We start from the raw sequence: 24,580 nt of genomic DNA, 5'->3' as shown, positions 1-24,580 counted from the left end.
GGGGCGGCGGCCGGTGTGCCGACGGCCCGCCTCACGACGCATTCGAGGACCTGCGATGGCTGCAACGACCGATGCCCTCACGTCCGTGCTGGAGGATGCCCGGCGGGCCCATTCCGCCGTGATCGAGCGTTTCGTGGCGGATCTGGCGGTCACCCCGGCGGGGCCGCACCGGCAGGTGCTGGAGGACCATGTGGCCTACGCGCAGGCCTGCATGGCGGTGATGGACGGCTGCCTCCAGCGGCTGCGGGGGCGCCGGATGCGGACGGACCTGCTGGGCCCCGCCCGGCGGATCGCTCAGGACGCCGCCCTGGTGGGACGGATGCCCCTGGTCATGGCCTCGCGGATGGGCGCGGCCGTGCTGCGCGGGCGCGGGCCGGCCGACGAGAGGCGCCTGCTGAAGAACACGGCCGACGAGTACGGCATCACCGCCCGCGCTCTGGCCGGCAGCCAGGCGGGGGAGACCGTCGCCGCCCGCGCCCACGACGACGTCGCGCTGGAGCTGTTCGCCTCCCTGCGCCGCGAGAACCAGCAGGTCCTGCAGATCCTGGGGGCCAGTCTCACCGAACACGCCGCGGCCCTCGCCGACGGCGGCGGCAAGGCGCCGCTCGGAGGCGTTCTGGGCGCGGTGGCCCGCAAGGCCACGGCCCTGTGGAACCGCGCGACCGGGGACTGGGTGGTGGCGGGCCTGGCCGGGGTGCGCCAGGCGGCCGACAACGCGCAGGGCGCCGCGAGCCGGGAGGAGGCGCTGCCCATCGCCCGCTACGGCCGGTTGTCCACGGGGGAGATCGCCGGCCGGCTGCGCGGCCTGTCGCCGACGGAACTGGCGTGGATCGAGGGCTACGAACGTGCGCACGCCCGGCGCGCCGAGGTCCTGCGGGCCGTCACGGACGTGCGCGCGTCGGGTCGGTGACGTTCCGTATCGCGGCGCGCCGCGGTGCACGACCGTGCGGGCGCCCCGGCTTGCGGGGACGCCCGCACGGCGTGCCGCTCCTGGCGTGTCAGGTACGTCAGGAGTGCCCGACGGCCGTCCGCGTGTCGCCCTCCGCCTGGGCGAGACGCTGGGCGGCCTCCTCGGCGGTGAAGCCGGCGAGGAGCATGACGATGGCGGTCTTGGCGTGGCCGCCCGCGGCGTCGAGGGCCCGGGCGACGGAGTCCGCGTCGGCGCCGGTGGCCTGGGACACCATGCGGCGGGCCCGGTCGACGAGCTTGCCGTTGGTCGCCCGCATGTCGACCATGAGGTTCCCGTAGACCTTGCCCAGACGCACCATCGAGGCGGTCGAGAGCATGTTGCAGACCATCTTCTCGGCGGTGCCGCCCTTGAGGCGGGTGGAGCCGGTGAGGACCTCGGGGCCGGTGACGACCTCGATGGGGATGTCGGCGTAGCGGCTGACGAGAGCGTCGCGGTTGCAGGCCACCGACACCGTGACGGCGCCCGCGGCGGCGGCGTGCTGGAGTCCGCCGACCACGTACGGGGTGCGGCCGCTCGCGGCGAGGCCGACGACCGTGTCCCGCTCGTTCACGCCGATCTCCTCGAGGTCCGCGACCGCCCGCGCGGGCTCGTCCTCGGCTCCCTCGACGGCGACGATGAACGCCCCCGGGCCACCCGCGAGCAGACCTATGACCTGCTCGGGCGGGGTGCCGAAGGTGGGCGGGCACTCGACCGCGTCGAGCAGGCCGATCCGGCCGCTGGTGCCGGCGCCGATGTAGATCAGCCGGCCGCCGCGCCGCAGGGAGTGCGTGATCGCCTCGACGGCGTCACCGATCTGCGCCAGCGCGTCGCGCACCGCAAGGGCGACGGTCTGGTCCTCGGCGTTCATGACCGAGAGCAGTTCGGAGACCGGCATGCGGTCCAGTTCGGCGGTCCGGTCGTTGCGGATCTCGGTACCGAGGGTGCCGAGTGTGCTGAGGTCCACGGCGCGGTCGTCCTTTCAGGGGTGGTGCTCAGGGGTGGTGCTGGGGGAGGGCCGGCGGTCAGTCGGCGGCCGGGGTGCGGCGCGGCGGCTGAGGGCGTTTACGGCGCTGGACCGCCCCGTAGGTCTTCTGCAGCGCGGCGGTCGTGGCGTCGTAGGAACGCTGGGCCACGCCGACGAACAGGCAGTCGATGAGCGCGAGTTGGGCGATCCGGCTGACGGTCGCGCCGGACCGGAAGGGGGTCTCCCGGGCGCATGTCGTCAGCACGAGGTCGGCGCTCTCCGCGAGGGAGGAGCGCGCGACGTTGGTCAGGGCGATGGTGGTGGCACCGCGTTCGGCGGCGGCCTGGAGCGGCTCGACGGTGTCCTCGGTCTCCCCGGAGTGGGAGATGGCCAGGGCCACGTCACCGGGGCCGAGCAGGGCGGTCGCGGTGAGGGCGGCGTGCCGGTCGGTCCAGATGAAGGCCATGTGGCCGATGCGGTGCAGCTTCTGGTGCAGGTCCTGGCCGACGAACGCGCTGGCGCCGATTCCGAAGATGTCGACCCGGCGGGCGCCCGCGACGGCGTCGACCGCGCGGCCCAGCACCTCGATGTCGAGTTCGGCGCCGGAGTCCTCCAGGGCGCGGATCTCGTTGTAGACGATCTTGCTGACGATCTGGTCGAGCGTGTCGGTGGCGCTGATGTCGGTGCCCGGTGCCGGGCGTTCGCCGCCGAGCGCGTCCTCGCGGGCGGCGGCCGCGGCCAGCGCCAGGCGCAGCTGCGGGTAGTTCGTGATGCCTATCGCCCGGCAGAAGCGCATCACGGTGGCGACGGAGGTGTTCGCCCGCTCGCCCAGGGCGCTGATGGACAGCTCGCTCGCCTGCGCCGGGTCGGCCAGGACCGCGTCCGCCACCCGGCGTTCCGAAGGAGCCAGCGACGGAAGGGCCGCACGGATGCGCGCCAGGGTGCCGACGGCGGAGGCGTCGTCCGCCGGGGGTGCCGGCTGCTGAGCCGGTGCGCGGGGTGGTTCCTGGCGGGCCATGGGGGCGGTCCCTCCTGTGGGGTGGGCGCCACATTAACCCTGCATCAGTGGTGCGTCAAAAACTTACGAAAGTCATTACGCGAAGTTACTTATTGACATACGGAGGTCGGCCTTCCGATACTCGCTGCACCGCGATCCGCGCCGGTCACCCGGCCCTCCGGCTGTCACGTGACCGCCCGACGCGTCGGATCCCTGCAGACACGAAGGCGTGCCGAATGACAGCAGCAGTGGCGGTGGACCTGGGCAAGACCGGTTGCCGTGCCGTGCTGTGGACCGGCGGCACCAGTGACACCGGAGTCGCCCACGACGTCCACGAGGTGCCCGGGGCCCCCGGTCTCGCCGCCGAGAACGGCGTGGCCGCGGCCCGCGCGGCGGTGCGCGCCGCCGTCCTCCCGCTCCTCGGGGACGGACATGGCGGCCGGCTCGACGCCGTCTGCGTCGGCGCCGCCGGCGCGGCCACCGCCCCGGAGGCGGCCCGCGCCCTGGCCGGGCTGCTCCTCGACGACCTGCCCACCGACGAGGTGGCCGTCACCAGCGACGCCGTGACCGCTCACGCGGGCGCCCTGGGCGGCCGCACCGGCGTGGTGCTGGCGATCGGCACCGGTTCCGTCGCCATCGGCATCGGCGACGACGGATCGTTCGCCCGCGTCGACGGCTGGGGACCCTGGCTCGGCGACGAGGGCAGCGGCGCCTGGATCGGCGCCGCGGGACTGCGCGCCGCGCTCCGCGCCCACGACGGGCGCGGACCGCACACCGCGCTGCTGGCCGCCGCCGCCGGGCGCTTCGGCGACCCCGACCGGCTGCCCGCGGCACTCGGCAGGGACGGCAACCCGGCCCGTACCGCCGCGTCCTTCGCCCCTGAGGTGGCCCGCGCCGCCGCCGCGGGCGACGGCATCGCCTCGACGATCATCACGGACGCCGCCGCCGCGCTCGGCGAGGCCGTGCTCACGGCCGCACGCCGGATCGTCGGCGACGACGCACTCCCGGTCACCGTCACCGGCGGCCTGACCGGTCTCGGCGAACCGCTCACCGGGCCGCTCGCCGCGGCACTGGGCGGTTCCCCGCGCCCCCTCCTCGTGCGCCCCCCGCTCGGGGATCCGCTGGACGGCGCGCGCCTGCTGGCGCTCGACGCCTCGGCACCGCACGAACCCCACGTCGCCCGCGTACGGCGGACGACCGACCTCCCCACTGTCCCCACCCTGCCGGTGACCTCGCCGGCCGTTATTCAGGAGTGAGCGTGCGCCAACTCGACCTTGTGGTGGTCGTTGTCTATCTGATCGCGATCGCCGTGATCGGACTGCGGAAGGCCGGACGGCAGAAAACGGCGAAGGACTACTTCGTCGGCGAAGGCCACATGCCGTGGTGGACCGTCTCGTTCTCCGTGGTGGCGACCGAGACCAGCGTGCTCACCGTCATCAGCGTGCCCGGCGGCGCCTACAGCGGGCAGGGCTTCGGCAACGTCGAGCTCGCCCTCGGCTACGTGATCGGCCGCGTGATCGTGGCCACCGTGCTGATCCCCCTGTACAAGCGCGGCGGATTCGTCAGCGCCTACCAGTACCTGGGCGGCAGATTCGGACTGAAACTGCAGGGCCTCGCCTCGGTGACGTTCGTCTTCACCCGGCTCCTGGCCGAAGGCGTCCGGCTGTTCGCCTCGGCGATCCCGATCAAGCTGCTGCTGGACGAGTTCGGTGTGCACGCCGACTACCGCGTCATCATCGTCGTGCTCACGGTGATCACCGTGATCTACACCTACCTCGGCGGCATCAAGGCGGTCATCTGGACCGACGCCATCCAGATGGGCCTGTACCTGGGCGGTGCGATCCTCGCGATCGCCGTGCTCTCCGGCCACGTCGGCGGCTCCGGCTTCTCCGACGCCCTGCACTCGGGCCACTTCAAGCTCTTCGACACCAACTTCGACTTCGCGCACATCCTCACCAGCCCGTTCGCCCTGCCGACCGCGATCATCGGCGGCGCGATCTTCGCGATGGCCAGCCACGGCTCGGACCAGCTGATCGTCCAGCGCATCCTGACCACCCGCACCCTGCGCGAAGGCCAGAAGGCCATGATCGCCTCCGGTGTCTTCGTCACCGTCCAGTTCGCGGCCTTCTCGCTGGTCGGCGCGCTCCTGTGGTCCTACAACAAGGGCAAGGGCTTCGCGGACCTGGGTCTGGCCAGCGCCGACAACCTGTACCCGAACTTCATCCTGCACGGCCTGCCCGTGGTGATCTCCGGTCTGCTCGTGGCCGGCATCCTCGGCGCCGCGATGGGCTCGCTGTCCTCCGCGCTGAACTCGATGTCGAACTCGACGGTGTCGGACATCATCCACAGCTTCTTCCGCAGCTCGCCCTCCGAGGAGAACCTGCTCAAGCTCGCCCGGGTGATGACGCTGGTGTGGGCGGTGCTCATGGCCGTCTTCGCCTGCGCCTTCAGCGCGAACACGGGCAACGTCTACCTCACCGGTCTGACCATCGCGGGCTACACCTACGGCGCCCTGCTCGGAGCGTTCCTGCTCGGACGGCTCGTCCGGCGGGCCAACGAGATCGACTCCATCGTGGCCTTCCTGGTCACGGTGGGTGTGATGACGTACATCGTGCGCGGGGTGAAGATCGACGTCACCGTGGCCGGCGCGACCGTGCCGACGGCGATCGCCGCCCAGTGGCTCGTGCCCATCGGCGTGGTGGTCACCCTGGTGGTCGGCGGCCTGATGAGCCTGTTCCACCGGGCCCCCGAGACCGCCGTGCTCCCCGCGGGCGACGACGGCGAGCCCGGCCCGGGCCCGGACCGCGTCGCGGCGGTCGCCGGCCGGGAGTGAGCACGCCCCGCCCATGAGGTGCGGGGCCGCCCACCGCGGCGGCCCCGCACCGCCCCCGTTCAGGACCAGCACAGGGAGAAGTCAGTCATGCCGAACCGGCCCGGCCCGCGGCACCCGCGTCAGGAGGCACCGTGCGTGTGATCGGCCTCATGTCAGGCACCTCCTACGACGCCATCGAGGCGGCCGCCGCCGACCTCGACCTGGACGGCGACACCCTGCTGCTGCGGCCGCTCGGGCACCTCTCCGCCGACTACCCCGAAGACCTGCGCGACCTCATCGCCGCCACCCTGCCCCCGGCGGCCACGACCACGCAGGACGTCTGCGCCCTCGACACCGGCATCGGCCAGGCCTTCGCCGGCGCCGCCGGGCGGGCCCTGCGCGAACTGTGCGACGGCGCGGCCGACCTCGTGGTCTCGCACGGCCAGACCATGCACCACTGGGTCGAGGAGGGCACCGTCCGCGGCACCCTCCAACTCGGCCAGCCCGCCTGGATCGCCGAGGCCACGGGCCTCCCGGTTGTCTCCGACCTGCGCAGCCGCGACGTCGCCGCGGGCGGCCAGGGCGCCCCGCTGGTCGGTATGACGGACACCCTGCTGCTGCGCGGGCTGCCCGGCACCCCCGCCGCGCTGAACCTCGGCGGTATCGCCAATGTGACCGTCGTCGCGCCCGGCGCCGAGCCGCTGGCCTTCGACACCGGGCCCGCCAACGCGCTGCTGGACGCCGCCGTGCGGCACTTCACCGACGGGGCGGCCGCCTACGACGAGGACGGGCGCCGGGCCGCCGCCGGCCGCACCAGTGCCGAACTCCTCGCCCTGCTCCTGGACGACCCCTACTACCGCAGGCCCGCCCCGAAGAGCACCGGCAAGGAACTCTTCCACCTGCCCTATCTGCTGCGGGCCCTCGACGCGCTGCCTGCCGCCGCGCTCGCCCCCGAGGACGTCCTGGCCACCCTGACCCGGCTGACCGCCGTCACCGTGGCCGAGGCCTGCCGCGCCCACGGCGTCACCGAGTTGGTCGTCTCCGGCGGCGGCGTCCGCAACCCGGTCCTGATGGACATGATCGCCGGGGAGCTGCCGGGCGTGCCGCTGCGCCCCAGTGACGACCTGGGCATACCGTCGGACGCCAAGGAGGCCCTGGCGTTCGCGGTACTGGGCTTCCTGACCGTCAACGGCCTGCCCGGCGCCCTGCCCTCGGGCACCGGCGCCCGCCGGGCCACGCTGCTCGGCAGCATCACCCCCGGGCTGTCGCCGCTGCGCCTGCCCGAGCCCGCCGAGCGGGCGCCCCGCCTGATGCGCGTCACCGGCCCCGCCCACTGACCGCCCGGTCGCGCCACCACCGCCCGTCCCCGCACCCGGGGACCCGAGCACCCGAGGACCCATGAGCCACTCCGCCGCCGCCGCACCCTCCACCGCGCCGTCCACCGGGGACCGGGCCCCCGATCTGGCCGGGCTCCTGGCCTCGTGCGTCGGCGACCCGGCCAGGGTGACCACCGACGTGCCCCGCCGGGTCGCGGCCGCCCACGACGCGTCGCCGTACCTGTTCACCCCGCAGGCCGTCGTCCGGGCCGCGTCCGCCGCCGAGGTGGGCGCGCTGATGGCCGGGGCGCGGGCGGCGGGCCTGCCGCTGACGCTGCGCTCGGGCGGCACCAGCCTGGCGGGGCAGGCGGGCGGCGACGGGATCCTGGTGGACGTCCGCAGCCACTGGCGCAGCGCGGAGGTGCTGGACGAGGGGCAACGCATCCGGCTGCAACCAGGTCTGACGGTCCGTCGGGCAAATGCGCGGCTCGCCCGGTACGGACGCCGGCTCGGCCCCGACCCGGCCAGCGAGAGCGCCTGCACCATCGGCGGGCTCGTCGCCAACAACTCCAGCGGCATGAACTGCGGTACGCAGGACAACGCCTACCGCACCATGGAGTCCCTCCAGTTCGTGCTGCCCTCCGGCACCGTGGTCGACACCGCGGCCCCCGACGCGGACGAGGCGCTGCGCGCCCGCGAGCCCGGACTCCACGCGGGACTGCTGCGGCTGCGCGACCGCGTCCGCGCCTCGGCGGCCTCGCGCGCCACCGTCGAGCGGCTGTTCGCGATGAAGAACACCATGGGCTACGGGCTCAACTCGTTCCTCGACCACTCCGGCGCGGCCGACATCCTCGCCCACCTCATGATCGGCAGCGAGGGCACCCTCGGCTTCGTCGGGGAGGCGGTCTTCCGCACCGTGCCCCTCCTGCCGCACACCGCCACCGGCCTGCTCGTGCTGCCCGGCCTCGCGGAGGCCACCGACGCCCTGCCCGCACTGCTGGCCGCCGGTGCCCGTACCGCCGAACTCCTCGACGCGGCGTCGCTGCGGGTCGCCCAGCAGTCCCCGGACCCCGTGGACGAACTGCGCGGACTGCGGGTGGACGGACACGCCGCCCTGCTGGTCGAGTTCGCCGAGGACAGCGCGGAACTGCTGGACGAGCGGGTGGCCGGCGCGCAGCCGGTCCTGGACCGCCTGCCCGCCGTCACCGGGACCGCGCTCGTCCGCGATCCCCGGGTCAGGGCCCGGCTGTGGCACCTGCGCAAGGGCCTGTACACCGCGGTCGCCGGCGCCCGCCGCCCCGGCACCACGGCCCTGCTGGAGGACATCGCGGTGCCCATGGAGCGGCTGACCGGCACCTGCGAGGGACTGATCGGCCTGTTTGACCGGCACGGCTACCAGGACGCCGTGATCTTCGGTCACGCGCGCGACGGCAACCTGCACTTCATGCTCACCCAGGACTTCGACTCCGCCGCGGAGACCGAGCGCTACGCCCGGTTCACCGACGCCATGGTCGACCTCGTCCTGGACGCCGGCGGCACCCTCAAGGCCGAGCACGGCACCGGCCGCGCCATGGCGCCCTTCGTGCGCCGCCAGTACGGCGACGAACTGTACGACGTCATGCGCGAGGTCAAGCGCCTGTGCGACCCGCACAACGTGCTCAACCCCGGCGTGCTCCTGGAGGACGACCCGGCCGCGCACCTGCGCAGCCTCAAGAGCGTCCCGCAGGTCGACCCCGCCGTGGACGCCTGTGTGGAGTGCGGCTACTGCGAGCCCGTCTGCCCCACCGCCGACGCGACCACGACGCCCCGGCAGCGCATCGCGCTGAGCCGGGAGATCGCGCTCGCCACCGCGGCCGGCGACGAGGAACGCCGCCGCGCCCTGGAGGCCGACTACGCCTACGCCGCCGTCGACAGCTGCGCCGCCGACAGCCTCTGCGTCACGGCCTGCCCCGTCACCATCGACACCGGCGCGGTCATGAAGCGGCTACGCTCCGAGCGCCACGGGCCCGCCGCGCAGCGGGCCGGGAACGCCGCGGCCCGGCACTGGGGGACCGCCGTCAAGGGCGTACGGGCGGCGCTGAACACCGCCCACGTCCTGCCCGACCCGGCCCTGCGTGCCGCCACCGGCGTGGTGCGGCGGCTCGGCGCGGGGGAGCTCGTCCCCGCCTGGGCCGACGACATCCCGAAGGGCGGACCGGCCCGCCCCGCGGGACGGCGGCCCGAAGGCGCCAAGGCGGTGTTCTTCGCCGCGTGCATCGGCAGTGTCTTCGCCCCGGAGGGGCCCTCCGACGGGTCGGCGGGCTCCGCGGCGGCCTTCCTGCGGCTGTGCGAGCGCGCGGGCGTCGCCGTGACCGTCCCCGACCGGCTGGCGGGCCTGTGCTGCGGCACCCCCTGGCAGTCCAAGGGCTACACCGACGGGCACCGCACCATGGCCGAGCGGACCCTGGACGTGCTCTGGGAGGCGAGCGACCACGGCCTGCTGCCCGTGGTCAGCGACGCCTCGTCCTGCACGCACGGACTGGAGCAACTGCCCGGCGCCCTGCCGGAGTCCGACCGGGCCCGCTTCGCGGCGCTGCGCTTCGTGGACAGCGTGGCCTTCACCGCCGAGCACCTGCTCCCGGCCCTGCCCGAGCCGCGGCGCCTCGGCAGCCTCGCCCTGCACCCCACCTGCTCCACCGCGCACCTGGGCATCGACGGCGCCCTGCGCACCGTCGCGGCCGCCGTGAGCGACCAGGTCACGGTGCCGGACAACTGGGGCTGCTGCGCGTTCGCGGGCGACCGCGGCCTGCTCCACCCGGAGATCACCGCGTCGGCCACCGCCGCCCAGGCCGCCGAGATCACCGCGGGCACGTACGACGCGTACGCCTCCTGCAACCGCACCTGCGAGATGGGCATGAGCCGGGCCACCGGCCGCCCGTACCGGCACGTGCTGGAACTCCTCGACGAGGCCACCGCCTGAGAGCGGGTCGGGACGCACGCGCCGGGGCCTGCCAGGCCCCGGCGTGTTGCGTGACGCTTCGTCAGGATCCGTTCCTGAGGGGCGGGTTGCCGCGCGATGCCAGGGTGGCGTTGGGGAGCACGGGGGCCGGGAGGCGGTCACCGGGGTAGCCCTCGACCGCGCCGAAGCGGCCGTCGGCGTTCTCCCACGCCTCACGCGCCTCCGCGATGTCCTGGTGCGAGCGCCCGATGAAGTTCCACCACATATCACAGCTTCGGCGTTTCGTCCCAGGTCAGGGGCTTGATCGATCATCCGGTGTCAGCAAACCGTCAGCATGACACCCAGGAGTCAGACCGGCAATGGCAACCATGAGCCTCATCCGCGGCATGGGCACCGTGTTCAAGGACTGCGAGCACCCCGAGTCCCGCTGGACCAGGTGCCCGCACACATACAAGATCAGGTACCGCAACGCGGCCGGGAAGCAGAGCCAGGAATCCGGATTCACCACCCAGGAGAAGGCGAAAGCCCGGCTCGCCGAGGTCTACCAGGATCGGAAGAACTCCCCGCAGAGCCAGCGCAAGGCCGAGCGGATCCAGAAATATGGCGCCATGCCGTTCGGGGAGTACGTCGCCGATTGGGAGGCGGGCCAGCGCGACCTGAGCGCGGCCTCTCTGCGGCACCTCCACTCACTCCTGGAACACCACCTTTACCCCGCGTTCCGGAGCCGTCGGATGGGCACATTCGACCACAAGGTCGTGGAGACCTTCATCCAGACCATGGAACGAAACGGGGTCGGTCTGGCCACGCAGTCCAACGCCTTCGACAAGCTGAGGGCGATCCTTCTCGACGCGCACCGACTCGGCCTCTACGACGAGAACCCTTTCGACGGCGTCAAGCCACCGCAGTACGACCCGAGGCGCGCTGTCATCCCCTCCGTCGCACAGCTGCAAGGCATACGCACGGTCGGCGACGACGCCTTCCATCTCATCGTCGATCTCATGAGCGGCTGTGGCCTGCGAAATGGCGAAGCCGCCGCGGTCAACATCAACAACGTCGTTGCTGACGATGTCTACCGGGTCACCGAGCAGGTCAACCAGACCACCAAGGCCTATGCGCCGCTCAAGCACCGCAAGGCCGGCGACTACCGTGACGTTCCACTCCCGGCCCGAGTCAAGTCCACCCTCGAGTTGTACGCGGACAAGCACGGCACCGTGGACGGCTATCTTCTCCGGGACCCCCAGAACATCAGTAAGCCCTTCCCGTACTACTGCCTGCAAAACCGGTGGCAGCGGATCAAGAAGGCAGGCGAAGTCGACATCCCCGAAGGCATGGTCGTCTACGGCCTCCGCCACTTCTTCGCCTCAAACTGCCTCAGCCGCGGCATCCCCATCACCGATGTCGCCGAGTGGATGGGCCACAAGAGCCTCGACATCACCTTCAAGATCTACCGACACCTCATGCCCGGCTCCATCGGCCGCGCGGCTCAGATCCTCGACATCGGTCTGACTGCCTGAACATGTGAGGAGGGCCTATCCCTCTCCTGCTGGGACGGCCCTCCTCACCAATCGGCCCGAGTTACACAGCGGACACCTGCTGCTGCTTCACCCATGTCTGGACTTCCGACACTTTGAACTGCAGCTTCGCATTCGGCCCGCGCCCGAACCTGTAGGGCACAAGCCCTGCGCGAGGCGCCTCTCGGTACACCCAGGCAACCGACATGTTCAGGTACACCGCCGTCTCCTTGACACTCATAAACTGCTCAGGCACGCGTTCCTCCATGGCGACAACTGAAAGTCCTGCATTGAGTGAGACCAAGCTTCGATGCGAATCAGCGAGTTGGCCGTGCTGTCATCTCGTGATATCGCGGGGTCCGTCCGCCAACGGCTCTGCCCCGTAATCGGTGGTGACGTTCAGCGACGGCGTGTCGTATGGGTCGGAAATCGCCGTCGTGTCGGTCCAGGCGATCTCGGCACCCGTACCTGGCCTGACCGGGCCACCGCCCGCGCCGAGGTCTTCTCCTTCATTGAGACCTTCGGGGATTGCGGGGCCGCAGCAGCATGGCGACGTACTCGCGGGTGTTGGCCACGCACGCCCCCAACGGCATGTGACCGCAGGGGAAACCGCCGGGCCGCAGGGCCAGAAGCGTCCACGCCACGCGGCGTATCACGGCACGGACCCGATCGATGCGGGCCGCGACGGAGGCCCCGATCGCTGCCAGGACACGGCGCAGGGCTCACCCCGGGCGCGCGGGCAGAGCGCACCGTATACACGAGTGCCGGATCATCGGCCCGGATCAGCCGTCGGAACGTCCGGGTCGTCCACGCCGTAGTCGAGCACTGTGTGCACGGCGACCACTCCCTCGACCGACCAGCACAGCCGGTCGAGGAGGGCGATCATGCTCTTCCGTTCCACCTCTCCACGGAGTGTGACGACGCCGTCCTCCACCTCCACACTGATGTCCCGAGGGTCCAGCCAGAGCGCGTGTCGAAGCACTTCGTCGACGATCTCTTCCCGGATCGCAGTGTCCGCGCGCAGAAAGACGCTCATCAGGTCGCTGCGGCTGACGATGCCGATCAATCGCTCCCCCTCATCGACCACCGGGAGACGCCTCACGTGGTGCTCTTCCATTGCGCGGGCCGCTTCGGGCACCGTCCACTCCGGATGTGCGGAGAACAGCTTTGAGGTCATCACCGCCTGTGCGGTCTCTGCCGCCAACCTGTGCTGGTCTGCGGGAGTCCGCTGGGTCTGGGCAAGGTGACCGTGTGGGTCAGGGCGAGCCGCTTCCTTGTGGATCAGGTCCGCTTCGGAGACGAGCCCGACTACATGCCGTGCGGCGTCGATCACCGGCACGGCGCTGACCTCGTTCCGGTCCAGCAGCACGGCGATGTTCTTGACCGGGGTGTCCAGACCTGCCGTGATGACCTCGCGGGTCATCACATCGCCGACGGTGCGATGGTGCATGGCGGCCTCCCCGTGAATCGGTGTCGGTGCCCGCCTCGGTGACATCCTGGGTCTCAGGGGTTCCGGGACGCGCGTTCTGTGATTTACGGCTCTCCTCATTGTCGCCGCCGACCGCCGACTCCGCTGGTCAGGAGCAGCCGAATCCCGGCCGGGAGGCCGCGTACCGTTTCCCCGCGTCGACATGCCGAGCCGATCAGGAGGTTCGAATCACTCGCCCAGTCACCTGCCTGGGATTGATGCGGACCCACAGGTCGCGCTTCCCGCCGGCCCATGGGGCCGTCTCCGCTTGTTCGGATAGCTGCCGTACGACGCCAGGATCGTCGACGTGCTCGGCCCTGCCGACGGTCAGGATGCTCCACCCCGAGCTCATCGCCTCATCGATGTGATCGACTTCGAAGGCGACCTCGGTTCCCGGCGCGGCAGCCGTCACCGCGTCGGGATCCGTGCGGTAGACGATGGTGCCCGCAAGGACGGTGTAGTTGACCGGCAAGACCACCGGCCCCTCCGAAGTGGCCATCGCGACGCGACCGATTCCGTGTGTGCCGAGCCTGTCCCGGCACTCCTCAGGGCCGAGTTTTTGAAGAACCGGATGAGATGAGCTGGGGCCCTGCCCGGGAGGCCGGTCGGCGGCGCCCTCGAGCAGTTCGTTAGGCGTGGTGTCCAGGGCCGCGGCAATCCGGAGCAGGCCTGCGGGATCGAAGTCGGCGCCGGCTTCTTGCAGCAGTTCCAGATAGTGCGGGGACATGCCTGCTCGACGCGCCACCTCCTCACGGCTGATCCCCAGCATCGCGCAGCGCTGCGTCACACGGCGAGCCACATCGCCCGGCTCGGGTTTCGGCGTGCCAGTAGGCGCCTGGGAGGGTATGCGGTTTTCGCTCACGGCTCTGCACCTCCTACCGTCGAGGATGTCACCGTCGGCGGTCGCGGTTCCGTTGGCCGAGCGACGAGGTTCATCGGCAGGCCGTGCTGGGGCCGGCGAGGTCCGAGGCGGGGCTGGAGAAGCAGCTCCACCAGGGTCCCGTGTTCTGTCCCGCCGGGCGGTCCCGTCGAGCTGTGATGTACCTGGCCAGGTTGCACCATGGGAACAGGACGAGCACGGAGTTGCCCGAGCGTGACGACTTTCAGGGTGCGCCGACCCCGCCGAAACGCATCGACGTCGCCGACGTCGCCACTCCGACCCCTCCCGAGGCCACGGGCTCCCTTCTGCCTGGTACGGGACGAGGGCATCGGACACCGGAAAACCCTCCCCACGGGGGTATTCGGTGTCGGCAGCCGGATACCCGACGGCCCGCGGGTAAGTGAGGCGGCCGAGCGCGCCGCCCTGTTATGGAGGCAACGCATGAACGAGCCAGGTGGCGCGAACGGAGCGGTGGTGGCTCCGCGCGCGGAGGTGTGTGAGACCCACACGGCCGTCGTGCTCTTCCTCGGCGACCACGTCTACAAGCTGAAGAAGCCCGTTGATCTGGGGTTTGTCGACTACACCACCGTTTCGGCCCGACGCGCCGCATGTGAGCGGGAAATTGATCTGAACCGGCGCTTCGCCCCGGATGTCTATCTGGGGCTGGGAGAGCTCCGCAGCCCGGACGCACAAACTCCCGAACCGGCGGTCGTGATGCGCCGCCTGCCCGCGAACCGTCGACTGTCCCGCCTGGTGCGTGAGAACGTCCCAGTGACGGAGGCGCTACGGTCCCTGGCGCGCCTGCTCGCGACGCGCCACGCGGAAGCCCCCCGACGTCCCGAGGTGGACCGACAGGGGACCCGCGACGCCCTGCGATCGCGCTGGTCTGCGAACCTCGCCCGTTTCCGGGCGGCGGCCGGCGACGAGTTGCTCCACGGCGACGTGGACGAGATCGAGCGACTTGTAGGGCGCTACCTCGCTGGGCGCGAGGCGTTGTTCGCCCGCCGCATCAAGCAGGGGCGTGTCGTCGACGGACACGGCGACCTGCTCGCCGATGACGTCTTCTGTCTCGACGACGGCCCGCGTGTCCTGGATTGCCTGGAGTTCGACGACGACCTACGGCGTCTCGACGGGCTCGACGACGCCGCCTTCCTCGCCATGGACCTGGAACAGCTCGGTGCCCCGCACGCCGCGATGTACTTCCTCGACCAATACGCGGAGTGCTCCGGGGACCCTGCGCCTCCCTCGCTGTGGCACCACTACGTAGCCTATCGCGCGTTCGTGCGGGCCGAGGTCTCGCTGATCCAGGCGCGGCAGGGGGCGGCCGGTGCCGAGGCGGCATCGCAGCGGCTCGTCTCCGCCGCGTTGTGCCACCTGCGCACAGCCGCCGTCCGTCTCACGCTCGTCGGAGGCCTCCCCGGGAGCGGGAAGTCCACGCTTGCCGGGGCGCTGGCCGACCGTCTCGGAGCGACGCTGCTCAGCAGCGACCGGCTCCGCAAGGAACTGGCGGGCCTTCCCGCGGAGACCGCGGCGGCTGCGGGGTACCGCAAAGGGCTGTACACGTCTGAGTGGACGGCGCGTACTTACGCCCTCCTCCTCGACCGTGCCGCAGCGCTCTTGCGTCACGGTGAGTCGGTTGTCCTGGACGCCACCTGGTGCGACTCGGGACAACGTGCAGCGGCTGCCGGCGTAGCCGTTCAAGCCAGTGCGGATCTGGTGCCTCTGCGCTGCAGCGTTCCCAGCGCAGTGGCGGCCACTCGGCTGGAGACCCGTGGCCCCGGGGCTTCCGACGCCGGGCCTGCCGTTGCCGCTGCGATGGCAGCCGACGAAGCTCCGTGGCCGGAGGCCGTTCCGATTGACACCGGCGGCGATCTCGAGACGGCTGTGGAACAGGCACTGGTGTCGATTCATCCGCCGGCCACTTCTCTGGCACAGCCATTCCGCCGACCACGAAGGGAACCGGGCTGACGTTCGGCCACCGCCGCCGGGCGTCCGAGGCGCGTCGCGCGGTCGAGGCCGTTCGGCGCTGTCGAGCAAGGCTGTGCCGCGGTTGGCCGGTCCGCAGAGGGCGGATGGGGCGGGACGAACGACGGTGTGGCTGGTTGCCCGTCCGCCCGGCCCCGGCGGCGTCACCGGTGGCGCACCCGCGGCGTCCGGGCGCGACACGGCGACCGGAACTCGTCGGTCACAAGGCGTTGTCCTCGCGACGTGCCGCTTGCTCGCTCATGACCGATGCTGGAAGCAGCCAGCGCGCACCGGGACGACCGTGGTCCGTTCCGTGTGTGCACCCTCGCTGAGGAGCAGGTCATTGCTCACACGGGTCCGTCTGCCAGGACGCCACGCATCACGTTCGGCGAAGTCGGGGCCGCCGCGGGAGCCGCCACCCCCAGTCCCCGAGGCGTCGGCACCGTGGTGGCCTTGGTTCATTCCACTCGCCGCCCTCATCGTCGTCCTCGTGGTGATCGCCCGTGCTCCGGCACAGCGGACTCCGTCCTTCCCGTACAGCGACTTCGTCGCCAAGGTGAACGCCGGACAAGTGAAGGCCGTGGTCGTCAACGACAAGGGCGCCGTCGACGGCACGCTGCAAAACGGCGCCAAGTTCACCACTCGCATCCCGGTCGCCCTGGACACCAGCCCGCTGGACGCCCAGTTGCGGGCCCGGCACGTGGAGATCACCGCGACCCAGACCAGCGGAACCGGGGGCTGGACGCCCTGGCTGGTCTTCGTCCTCCCGCTGCTGATCATCGGAGCCCTGTTCTGGTGGAGCGGAAGGAAGGCGGCGCGACCCCTGGCCGGCACTCAGGGCACCATGGGCCGGTCCCGAGCCAAGATCATCGAGGCCGAGCGCCCTCATACCGGCTTCGACGACATCGCAGGGTATGAGGGTGTCAAACAGGAGATCAGCGAAATCGTCGACTTCCTCCGCCGCCCCGGCCGCTATGCCGCGGCAGGCGCCAAGGGGCCGCGCGGAGTGATCATGGTGGGGCCGCCGGGAACCGGCAAGACACTCTTCGCGCGTGCCGTGGCCGGAGAGGCCGAAGTGCCGTTTCTGTCCGTGACGGGCTCGGCATTTGTCGAGATGTTCGTGGGCGTCGGGGCATCCAGGGTGCGCGACTTGTTCGGTGAGGCGCGCAAGAGAGCACCGTCGATCGTGTTCATCGACGAGATCGACGCGGTCGGCAGCCGCCGCGGTGGCACCGGCTCGGGGAGCGCCGACGAGCGCGAACAGACTCTCAACCAGCTGCTGGCGGAAATGGACGGCTTCGACCAGAGCAGCGGCATCGTCGTGCTCGCCGCCACAAACCGTCCGGACACACTGGACCCAGCCCTGCTTCGGCCCGGCCGCTTCGACCGGCATGTGACGGTTCCGCTGCCCAACCAGAGCGAACGGGCCGCGATCCTCGCAGTCCACGCCCGCGGAAAGACCATGCACCGGGACGTCGACTGGGACGTCGTGGCACGGGCCACGCCTGGATTCTCCGGGGCCGACCTCGCCAATCTGGTCAACGAGGCAGCCATCAACGCCGTGCGGGACGACCGAGCGGTCATCGGGGCCTCTGACCTGGACAGCGCCCGCGACCGTGTACTGCTGGGGCGTCGGGAAAGCTCCAACGCACTGCTCCCCGAGGAACGGCACGCCGTGGCCGTCCACGAATCGGGCCACGCACTGGTCGCGGCCCTGTGCGCACACGCCGACCCGGTCGCCAAGGTCACCATCCTTCCGTCAGGACCCTCGCTGGACACCACCGAACAACTCCCCGAGGCCGATCGGCACCTGTACACACACGGCTACCTGACAGACCTGCTCTGCGTGCGGCTGGGGGGTCGTGCCGCCGAACTCGTCGTCCTGGGAGAGGGTTCCACCGGAGCGGCGGACGACCTGGCGGGAGCAACTCGAATCGCGGCGCGCATGGTCACCGAATTCGGTCTATCCGCCGTTCTCGGCCCCGTCGGTTATGGCTCGGGCGCCACCGGCTACCTTGCCGAGCAGGAGCGGAACGAATCCCGCCGGGGCTACTCGGAACGCACCCAGCGGATCGTCGACATGGAGACCGCACGCCTGGTCACGGATGCGGAGAGACGCGCTGTCACCATGCTGCGCAGTCATCGCGCGGCTCTCGATTCCCTGACAGGGCTGCTGGTTGCTCACGAGACCGTCGATGGGCCGGTGGTCCTGGATGCCCTGCACAAAGAGGGACCGGATCACCGTGCCGGCCCGTCTCAGGCCGCTGTGCCCTGATGCAATACCCTGCTGTGCGCTTCCACCCCTGCCGGAGATGCCCCGGTGCGCGGGCCGCACGGCTCGGGCGATGACACCTGTTCGGCGTACCTCATCGACGTTCGGACGCCCCCCTTGCAACACACTGGGACGAAGGGAATGGTCGACGGGGCAGGCAGGCGACGGTGTGGTTACGAGACGACGTGTCATCCAGGCCGTGGTAGCCGGAGGGGCCTTCGCTCTGATCCCGGACCTGGGTGGGAGCGCGCCGTCACCCCTGCAGGTGCCACTGATCGGCCGGACCGTACTGGATCCGAAGCACATTGGGAAGTACAAGAGACAACTGGTCATCCCCCCGGTGATGCCACAGTCCGACCCGACCGCGAAGGAAGGGGTCCATCACTACACCATCGCGGTTCGCCAGTTCCGGCAGCAGGTACTGCCCCCCGGTCTCCCGGCGACGACGGTGTGGGGGTACGGCTCCCCACACCACCCAGGGACCTTCCACTACCCCGCGTTCACCATCGAGGCGCGGTCCGGTACGCCGGTGCGAGTGCGGTGGGAGAACCAGCTGCGCGATCCGGCGGGCCGATGCCTGCCGCACCTCCTGCCTGTCGACCCCACGCTGCACTGGGCGAACCCGCCGGGCGGAACCGGTCGACGGGACGGACACGGGATGTTCGACTCGACACCAGCCCCGTACCGCGGCCCAGTGCCGATCGTGACGCACCTGCACGGTGGGCGGAACACCGAGGAGAGCGACGGATACCCCGAGGCCTGGTACCTTCCTGACGCCGTCGACATCCCGGCACGGTATGCCCACGTCGGTACGTTCTACGACGACTTTCGGCACAAGGCCGAAACCGCCTACGGCGTCGTGTGGACCGCCGGAGATGCCATCTTCCAGTACGCCAACGAGGAGCGGGCGGCGACGTTCTGGTTTCACGACCACGCCCTGGGCGTGACGCGGCTGAACGTCTACGCCGGTCTGGCCGGGTTCTACCTTCTGCGAGGCGGTCCGGCAGACCTCCCCGAAGGCGTCCTGCCCGGTCCTGCCCCCCGCCTCGGGGATCCGCCGGGCCGGAAGTACCACGAGATCCCGCTCGTCATCCAGGACAGGTCGTTCCACACCGACGGCAGTCTCCTCTATCCCGCGAGCCGTGCCGCCTTCGACGGATTCAACGGCCCGTATGTGCCGGAGAGTGATGTCCCGCCGATCTGGAACCCGGAGTATTTCGGCAACGCGATGGTGTCCAACGGTGCGACATGGCCGGTCCTCGACGTCGAACCCCGCCGCTACCGATTCCGCACCCTCAACGGGTGCAACGCGCGGTACCTGATCCTCAAAGTCGTCACCGACCCGGTCGCAAGCCGACCCGTGAAACCGGCCCTGGTCTTCTGGCAGCTCGGAAGCGAAGGAGGTTTCCTCCCGTCGCCCGTCGAGCGCGAGCAACTGCTCATTGCCCCTGCGGAGCGCGCCGACGTGATCATCGACTTCACATCGGTGCCCGTGGGCACGGCCCTGTATCTCATCAACGAGGGCCCGGACACCGCGTTCAAAGGGGGAAGGGCGGGAGTCGATTTCGCCTCGGCCGATCCGGCTACCACCGGGCAGGTCCTCAGGTTCGACGTCCGCCCCCTCACCTCGCCGGACACGAGCGTGCCGCCGGAACATCTGACGCTGCCTTCACTGGAGCCGCTCGGGCCGGCCGACCGCACTCGTCGGCTCTCCCTCAACGAGCAGAGTTCCGCCGTCCTGCCGCACAGCGGGCCCCGGCAACTCCTGCTCGGAACCGTCGACGACCGAGGTAAGCCACTCCCAATGCGGTGGAATGATTCCACCACGGAGAACCCCGCCCTCGGAGCAACAGAGGTCTGGGAGATCCACAACTTCACGGCGGACGCGCACCCGATCCATGTCCACGAGGTCCAGTTCCAGATCGTCGACCGGCAGAAGTCAGGGCGGGCAGCCGTCTCGCCGCCGGAGGCTTGGGAACGCGGTTACAAGGACACCGCCATCGCATACCCGGGCACCGTTACCCGGCTCAAGGCGACGTTCGACCGGCCCGGCCGCTTCGTGTGGCACTGTCACATGCTCGAACACGAGGACAACGAGATGATGCGGCCCTACGTGGTCGGACCGCTGCGGAACGGCCGGCCGGGACACCCTCCTGCCGGAGGGAAAGACCGAGTCTGACAGCCACCGAATCGCCTTCCTCGGCTGTCCGGGGCTGCCGGGCGCTCCTCACCGTCCCACCGCGGCCATGTGACATGCCATCAGATCCTGCCGTCGGACGCGGAATCCGGTTCCGCGAGCGACACGGGGCGCTTCGGCCCGTGCATGGGGGCCGTCCGGCCCCGGGCGCCGCCGGCACACCGCGTTCACGCTGGGTTCGACGGCCGATGAAGCATCGCGCCTGGGGAGCGAAGGAGGGGCACGATGGACGCGGAACCGGACCAGGACTTGGGCTCCACGTGGTGGGAGCCGCCGCCCAACCCGGAGTTGTTCGGCCACGTGGTGGTCGGGGTGGACGGCTCGCCGGCCTCCGGGCGTGCGCTTGACGCCGCGGTGGCCGAGGCCGACAGGCGTGATGTGCGGCTGGAGATTCTGCACGGGCAGCCCTGGGGCGGCCACCGCAAGGCCGCGCGCCAGGGGATCCGCCCCTACCACGTCGCGCAGGCGTTGCTCGCGTCGGCCGCCGCACGCGCCGCCGAACTGCGCCCGGGCCTGCGGGTGAGTACCTCGCTGGTCGACCGGCACGCCGGGGGAGTTCTGGTGCGCCGCACTCGCGACGCGGGTCTCGCCGTGGTCGGGACCCGGGGCCACGGCGCTGTCACGGGCGCGCTCCTCGGCTCGGTGAGCCTCCATGTGGCCGGGCGCTCGGCCTGTCCGCTGCTCGTCGTGCGTGGGGAATCACCTGCGCGACCCACTGGACACGGTCACGTGGTGCTGGGCCTGGAAAGCGACGCCGACACCGAGGCGACGGCGTTCGCATTGGCCGAGGCCGACCGCCGTCACGTCCCGTTGACCGTCCTGCATACCTGGACCTCCCAGCCGACCGCGGCCCGAAGGCAGCGGGCGGGCGAGTATTCCGCGGGGTTCACGGAGCGCTCGGAAGTGATCCGGACGGTCGCTCGGCTGGGCAAGGCCCACCCGGAAGTCGCGACCGACATCGAAACGGTCCACGGTACGGCGCCCCACGTGCTTCTAGAGGCCACGCGTACCGCCGACGTGGTCGTCGTGGCCGCGCATCGCCGCGCAGGAGGGCCCGGGCCGCGGCTCGGCCCGGTCACCCGCGCCCTGCTGCACGGTGCATACTGCCCGGTGGCGGTCGTTCCGGTCCCTGCGACGGGACAGCCGTGAGAACACGGCCGGCATTCCCGCGCCCGGACATCCTCCCGTCCAGAGGCGGTCCGCGGCGTGAGGTGATCCAATGGCCCCGGAAGGAGGCACGGCCATGCCGGGTACGGCGGCTTCGGTGGTCATCGGGATCGGCAATGTGTTCCGGCGCGACGACGGCGTCGGCTGGGCAGTCATCGAGGCACTTCGGGACGACACGGTGGCGCTTCCACCGAGCACGGAGCTGCGCGAGTCGGCCGGAGATCCTGCGCAACTGATGGACATGTGGGAGAACTCCCGTCGGGCTGTCGTCGTCGATGCCTGTTTCCCTCCCCGTCCCCGTCCCGGGCGCGTTCACCGTTGGCGTCCTGGGGCCGGCGGCGTGCCGTCACCGGTCACTCAAGAGCACAGCACACACGGCCTCGGACTCGTCCACGCCCTGCGTCTCGCCGAGAGCCTCGGGCGTCGAGCAGGGGACATGGTGGTGTACGCGGTCGAAGGAGCCGACCGGTCCATGGGCACGGGGCTCACGCCGCAGGTCGCGGACGCGGTACGGCCGCTCGCACTGCGCATCGCCGCCGACCTCGCCCGGCACGCGGGTGCCCGCCAGGGGCCGTAAGGGCGAAATCCGCCGGCATCCCGCGTGGCCGGGCACCACCGCGAAGAGAGCGTGGTCCAGTGGATCGGACGACTGCGCCGGGCCCCTCGGGACCCGGTCACGGAGGCTGAGGGGACCGGAATGACGGACGGCCCGGACGGCGTCGCGGCCACGCGGGAGCAGGACACGGCGGTCCTCGACCCGGCCGCCCTCGAAGTACTGGTGCAGGTTCTGCGCCAAAGGGGTCGTACGGTGGTGGGCCCCACGGTGCGGGACGGTGCGATCGTTCTTGCCGAGCTGGAGTCAGCTGCTGAACTGCCCCACGGATGGGGGGTCGAGCTGGAGGCGGGCCGGTACAGGATTCGGCAGCGCGCTGACGCGGCGGCTTTCGCGCACAGCGCCGGACCGCAGTCGTGGAAGTCCTTCCTCCATCCGGAGCGGGTTCGTCAGTGGACCGCGGACCGTGAGCCGGGCGGAGACGTGACGGTGCGCCCGCAGGAGCCGGAGGCCGTCGCGTACGCCTTCCTCGGTGTACGCCCGTGCGACCTGCGGGCTATTCGCATCCTGGACCGGGTGATGACCGGCGGAAAGCACCGCGACCCCGTCTACGGTTCGCGACGCTCGGCGGCGTTCTTGATCGCGGTCGAATGCACAGAACCCGGGGCGACCTGCTTCTGCGTCTCCATGGGAGCCGGCCCCGCCGCGGACGAAGGATTCGACCTGGCGCTCACCGAAGTGGTGGACGCCGACGGCCACCGCCTGCTGTGCCGCAGCGGCAGCGAGGAGGGCGCCGCAGTGCTCGCCGAGCTTCCCCGCCGCGACGCGGACGACGCCACACGGGTTGCCGCGGCCAAGGCCGTCGGCGACGCTGCCGAACACATGGGCCGGTCCATGCCACCGGTGGATCTACGCACCCTGATGCGCGACAACCTGGAGGCGGACCGCTGGGACGACGTGACGTCCCGCTGTCTAAGCTGCGGCAACTGCACCATGGTCTGCCCCACCTGCTTCTGCACCACCAGCGAGGACGTCACGGACCTGACCGGCGACCACGCCGAACGCTGGCGACGCTGGGACTCCTGCTACGACCTGGACTTCACCGCGCTGCACGGCGAACCCGTGCGCGCGTCGCCCCGCAGCCGATACCGCCAGTGGCTGACCCACAAGCTCGGTACCTGGCACGACCAGTTCGGCAGTTCCGGATGCGTAGGCTGCGGACGGTGCATCGTCTGGTGCCCCACCGGCATCGATCTGACCGAGGAAGCGCACGCCCTGCACGAGGAAGCCGCGCGGAAGGGGCACCTTCGATGAGCCTGCCCACCGCGTCGAACCCCGAGAAGGGTGTCCTCGGCGCACTGCCGGTCGAAGACAGGGAACGGCTGATGACACTCGCCCAGCCCGTGCAGTTCCCCGCTTTCGCGCGCATCTTCGAAGAGGACGAGCAGGCCGACCGTTTCTGGATCATCCGTACGGGCAGCGTCGCCCTTGACGTCCAGGCCCCCGGCCGTGGCCGGGACGTCGTCGAAACCGTGGGGGAGGGGGGCCTGCTCGGCTGGTCGTGGCTGTGCCCTCCCCGGCAGTGGCACCTGGGGGCAGAGGCACGTGAACCGGTGACGGCGTGGGAATTCGACGCGACCGCGGTCCGGGCGATGTGCGTCGAGCACCCCGCGCTGGGAATGTCACTGGTGACCCTGGTCGCGGAGACGATCGGGCACCGGCTGCGCGCGACCCGCACCCGGCTGCTCGACCTGTACGGTCCGCGCGGAGGCGGATCGACGGCGTGATGTCCCTTCCCCTCCCCTTCCGCGCGGCCGGGCGCCGCCCCGACACGGCCGACACGGTCACGATCGACCTGGAGGCGGCGGCCGGTGGGGTGCTGCCGCCCTTCGCACCGGGACAGTTCGCGATGGTGTACGCCTTCGGCGTCGGCGAGATCCCGGTATCGGTGTCCCGGACGGCGAACGGGCGCATCAGTATCACCGTCCGGGCCGTCGGCGCGGTGTCGAGGGCTCTGTGCGGCCTTCCCGTGGGAGCACCGGTCGGCGTGCGCGGCCCGTTCGGCGTCGGATGGGACGTGGACGCCGCCGAGGGGCACGACCTGCTGATCGTGGCCGGCGGGATCGGCCTGGCCCCGCTGCGTCCCCTGGTACACGCCGTTCTCGCCCGGCCCTGGGCATACCGGCGGCTGAACGTCCTGGCCGGTGCGCGGAGCCCCCAGGACGCGCTCTACCAGGATGAATTCCCTTCGTGGCAGTGCCACTTCGCCGCTGTCGCCGTGGACCGGCCCACTGGGAAATGGCGCGGCAGGGTGGGAGTCGTGACCGCACTCCTGGACGAAGCCCGCTTCACGCCGGAGGAGACCACCGCCTTCGTCTGCGGGCCCGAGGTCATGATCCGTGCCACCGCCCGCAGACTGATCCACCTCGGGGTGCGGCCGGACCGCATCCAGGTGTCCCTGGAGCGCAACATGAGGTGCGCCACGGGTCACTGCGGCCACTGCCAGTTGGGGCCGCTGTTGCTGTGCCGCGACGGCCCTGTCGTTCCCTACGACCTCGCCCGGCCACTGCTCACCGTACGGGAACTGTGAC

The 24,580-nt window shown here is 71.1% G+C and carries 18 protein-coding genes and 1 pseudogene; 14 read left to right on the top strand and 5 right to left on the bottom strand.

Annotated features, from left to right (window positions below; all coding sequences use genetic code 11):
• Positions 1 to 55: 55 nt before the first annotated feature.
• A complete protein-coding gene (locus tag ACIP64_RS36135) occupies positions 56 to 910 on the top strand; it encodes a hypothetical protein (protein WP_401595571.1) in 855 nt (284 codons plus the stop codon).
• Between the two features lie 97 nt (positions 911 to 1,007).
• Here the strand turns inward: ACIP64_RS36135 and murQ are convergent, their stop codons facing one another.
• Entirely contained in the window at positions 1,008 to 1,913 is a 906-nt protein-coding gene (gene murQ, locus ACIP64_RS36130; RefSeq protein ID WP_401595568.1) for an N-acetylmuramic acid 6-phosphate etherase, read from the bottom strand.
• Between the two features lie 58 nt (positions 1,914 to 1,971).
• Positions 1,972 to 2,931, bottom strand: coding sequence for a MurR/RpiR family transcriptional regulator (locus ACIP64_RS36125; protein ID WP_401595565.1), 960 nt, complete (start codon positions 2,929 to 2,931; stop codon positions 1,972 to 1,974).
• Between the two features lie 215 nt (positions 2,932 to 3,146).
• On the opposite strand from ACIP64_RS36125, the gene ACIP64_RS36120 reads away from it, so the two are divergent.
• The 4 genes from ACIP64_RS36120 to ACIP64_RS36105 all read left to right on the top strand — a co-directional run bounded on the left by ACIP64_RS36120 (position 3,147) and on the right by ACIP64_RS36105 (position 9,997).
• Entirely contained in the window at positions 3,147 to 4,166 is a 1,020-nt protein-coding gene (locus tag ACIP64_RS36120; RefSeq protein WP_401595562.1) for an N-acetylglucosamine kinase, read from the top strand.
• Between the two features lie 2 nt (positions 4,167 to 4,168).
• Positions 4,169 to 5,743 carry a sodium:solute symporter gene (locus ACIP64_RS36115; RefSeq protein ID WP_401595559.1) on the top strand — a complete coding sequence of 525 codons (1,575 nt, stop codon included), beginning with the start codon at positions 4,169 to 4,171 and terminating at the stop codon, positions 5,741 to 5,743.
• Positions 5,744 to 5,874: 131 nt separating this feature from the next.
• Positions 5,875 to 7,059 carry an anhydro-N-acetylmuramic acid kinase gene (locus ACIP64_RS36110; protein ID WP_401595556.1) on the top strand — a complete coding sequence of 395 codons (1,185 nt, stop codon included), beginning with the start codon at positions 5,875 to 5,877 and terminating at the stop codon, positions 7,057 to 7,059.
• 61 nt (positions 7,060 to 7,120) lie between these two features.
• Positions 7,121 to 9,997 carry an FAD-binding and (Fe-S)-binding domain-containing protein gene (locus ACIP64_RS36105; protein ID WP_401595553.1) on the top strand — a complete coding sequence of 959 codons (2,877 nt, stop codon included), beginning with the start codon at positions 7,121 to 7,123 and terminating at the stop codon, positions 9,995 to 9,997.
• Positions 9,998 to 10,058: 61 nt separating this feature from the next.
• On the opposite strand, the pseudogene ACIP64_RS36100 reads toward ACIP64_RS36105, so the two are convergent.
• Positions 10,059 to 10,241 (bottom strand): annotated as a pseudogene (locus tag ACIP64_RS36100) (pirin family protein); the annotation flags it as partial.
• Between the two features lie 94 nt (positions 10,242 to 10,335).
• Here ACIP64_RS36100 and ACIP64_RS36095 point away from each other — a divergent pair.
• A complete protein-coding gene (locus tag ACIP64_RS36095) occupies positions 10,336 to 11,490 on the top strand; it encodes a tyrosine-type recombinase/integrase (protein WP_401595550.1) in 1,155 nt (384 codons plus the stop codon).
• Between the two features lie 766 nt (positions 11,491 to 12,256).
• Here ACIP64_RS36095 and ACIP64_RS36090 read toward each other — a convergent pair.
• Together ACIP64_RS36090 and ACIP64_RS36085 are read right to left on the bottom strand one after the other, a co-directional pair.
• On the bottom strand, positions 12,257 to 12,937 hold the full coding sequence (locus ACIP64_RS36090; RefSeq protein WP_401595547.1) for a CBS domain-containing protein: 681 nt from the start codon (positions 12,935 to 12,937) through the stop codon (positions 12,257 to 12,259).
• 193 nt (positions 12,938 to 13,130) lie between these two features.
• The gene (locus tag ACIP64_RS36085) at positions 13,131 to 13,817 is read right to left on the bottom strand and encodes a helix-turn-helix domain-containing protein (protein WP_401595544.1); all 687 of its coding nucleotides are present in this window, start codon (positions 13,815 to 13,817) and stop codon (positions 13,131 to 13,133) included.
• A gap of 459 nt (positions 13,818 to 14,276) precedes the next feature.
• On the opposite strand from ACIP64_RS36085, the gene ACIP64_RS36080 reads away from it, so the two are divergent.
• From ACIP64_RS36080 to ACIP64_RS36045, 8 genes are all read left to right on the top strand, one after another.
• Positions 14,277 to 15,803 (top strand): AAA family ATPase, encoded by a 1,527-nt coding sequence (locus ACIP64_RS36080; protein WP_401595542.1) that lies wholly within the window; start codon positions 14,277 to 14,279, stop codon positions 15,801 to 15,803.
• Between the two features lie 298 nt (positions 15,804 to 16,101).
• Positions 16,102 to 18,075 (top strand): ATP-dependent zinc metalloprotease FtsH, encoded by a 1,974-nt coding sequence (gene ftsH / locus ACIP64_RS36075; RefSeq protein WP_401595539.1) that lies wholly within the window; start codon positions 16,102 to 16,104, stop codon positions 18,073 to 18,075.
• A gap of 166 nt (positions 18,076 to 18,241) precedes the next feature.
• Positions 18,242 to 20,251 (top strand): multicopper oxidase family protein, encoded by a 2,010-nt coding sequence (locus ACIP64_RS36070; protein ID WP_401595536.1) that lies wholly within the window; start codon positions 18,242 to 18,244, stop codon positions 20,249 to 20,251.
• Between the two features lie 243 nt (positions 20,252 to 20,494).
• A complete protein-coding gene (locus ACIP64_RS36065; RefSeq protein ID WP_401595533.1) occupies positions 20,495 to 21,418 on the top strand; it encodes a universal stress protein in 924 nt (307 codons plus the stop codon).
• Between the two features lie 94 nt (positions 21,419 to 21,512).
• Positions 21,513 to 22,013 carry a hydrogenase maturation protease gene (locus ACIP64_RS36060; protein WP_401595530.1) on the top strand — a complete coding sequence of 167 codons (501 nt, stop codon included), beginning with the start codon at positions 21,513 to 21,515 and terminating at the stop codon, positions 22,011 to 22,013.
• 120 nt (positions 22,014 to 22,133) lie between these two features.
• The gene (locus ACIP64_RS36055) at positions 22,134 to 23,303 is read left to right on the top strand and encodes a 4Fe-4S dicluster domain-containing protein (RefSeq protein ID WP_401595528.1); all 1,170 of its coding nucleotides are present in this window, start codon (positions 22,134 to 22,136) and stop codon (positions 23,301 to 23,303) included.
• Positions 23,300 to 23,776 (top strand): cyclic nucleotide-binding domain-containing protein, encoded by a 477-nt coding sequence (locus ACIP64_RS36050; RefSeq protein WP_401595526.1) that lies wholly within the window; start codon positions 23,300 to 23,302, stop codon positions 23,774 to 23,776. The genes ACIP64_RS36055 and ACIP64_RS36050 overlap by 4 nt, the downstream gene beginning before the upstream one ends.
• Entirely contained in the window at positions 23,776 to 24,579 is an 804-nt protein-coding gene (locus ACIP64_RS36045) for an FAD/NAD(P)-binding protein (RefSeq protein ID WP_401595524.1), read from the top strand. Before ACIP64_RS36050 ends, ACIP64_RS36045 begins: the two co-directional genes overlap by 1 nt.
• The last annotated feature ends 1 nt before the right edge of the window (position 24,580 follow it).

This window comes from Streptomyces sp. NPDC088733, from assembly GCF_044751185.1.
Classification (GTDB): Bacteria; Actinomycetota; Actinomycetes; order Streptomycetales; family Streptomycetaceae; genus Actinacidiphila.
Note: the sequence above shows the minus strand (reverse complement) of the source record. Positions and strands in the feature narration are given on the sequence as shown.

Coding starts and splice junctions, on each gene's coding strand:
- ACIP64_RS36045 (WP_401595524.1), top strand. CDS start 23,776: ATGTCCCTTCCCCTCCCCTTCCGCGCGGCCGGGCGCCGCCCCGACACG.
- ACIP64_RS36060 (WP_401595530.1), top strand. CDS start 21,513: ATGCCGGGTACGGCGGCTTCGGTGGTCATCGGGATCGGCAATGTGTTC.
- ACIP64_RS36080 (WP_401595542.1), top strand. CDS start 14,277: ATGAACGAGCCAGGTGGCGCGAACGGAGCGGTGGTGGCTCCGCGCGCG.
- ACIP64_RS36135 (WP_401595571.1), top strand. CDS start 56: ATGGCTGCAACGACCGATGCCCTCACGTCCGTGCTGGAGGATGCCCGG.
- ACIP64_RS36055 (WP_401595528.1), top strand. CDS start 22,134: ATGACGGACGGCCCGGACGGCGTCGCGGCCACGCGGGAGCAGGACACG.
- ACIP64_RS36120 (WP_401595562.1), top strand. CDS start 3,147: ATGACAGCAGCAGTGGCGGTGGACCTGGGCAAGACCGGTTGCCGTGCC.
- ACIP64_RS36095 (WP_401595550.1), top strand. CDS start 10,336: ATGGCAACCATGAGCCTCATCCGCGGCATGGGCACCGTGTTCAAGGAC.
- ACIP64_RS36090 (WP_401595547.1), bottom strand. CDS start 12,937: ATGCACCATCGCACCGTCGGCGATGTGATGACCCGCGAGGTCATCACG.
- ACIP64_RS36125 (WP_401595565.1), bottom strand. CDS start 2,931: ATGGCCCGCCAGGAACCACCCCGCGCACCGGCTCAGCAGCCGGCACCC.
- ACIP64_RS36105 (WP_401595553.1), top strand. CDS start 7,121: ATGAGCCACTCCGCCGCCGCCGCACCCTCCACCGCGCCGTCCACCGGG.
- ACIP64_RS36050 (WP_401595526.1), top strand. CDS start 23,300: ATGAGCCTGCCCACCGCGTCGAACCCCGAGAAGGGTGTCCTCGGCGCA.
- ACIP64_RS36065 (WP_401595533.1), top strand. CDS start 20,495: ATGGACGCGGAACCGGACCAGGACTTGGGCTCCACGTGGTGGGAGCCG.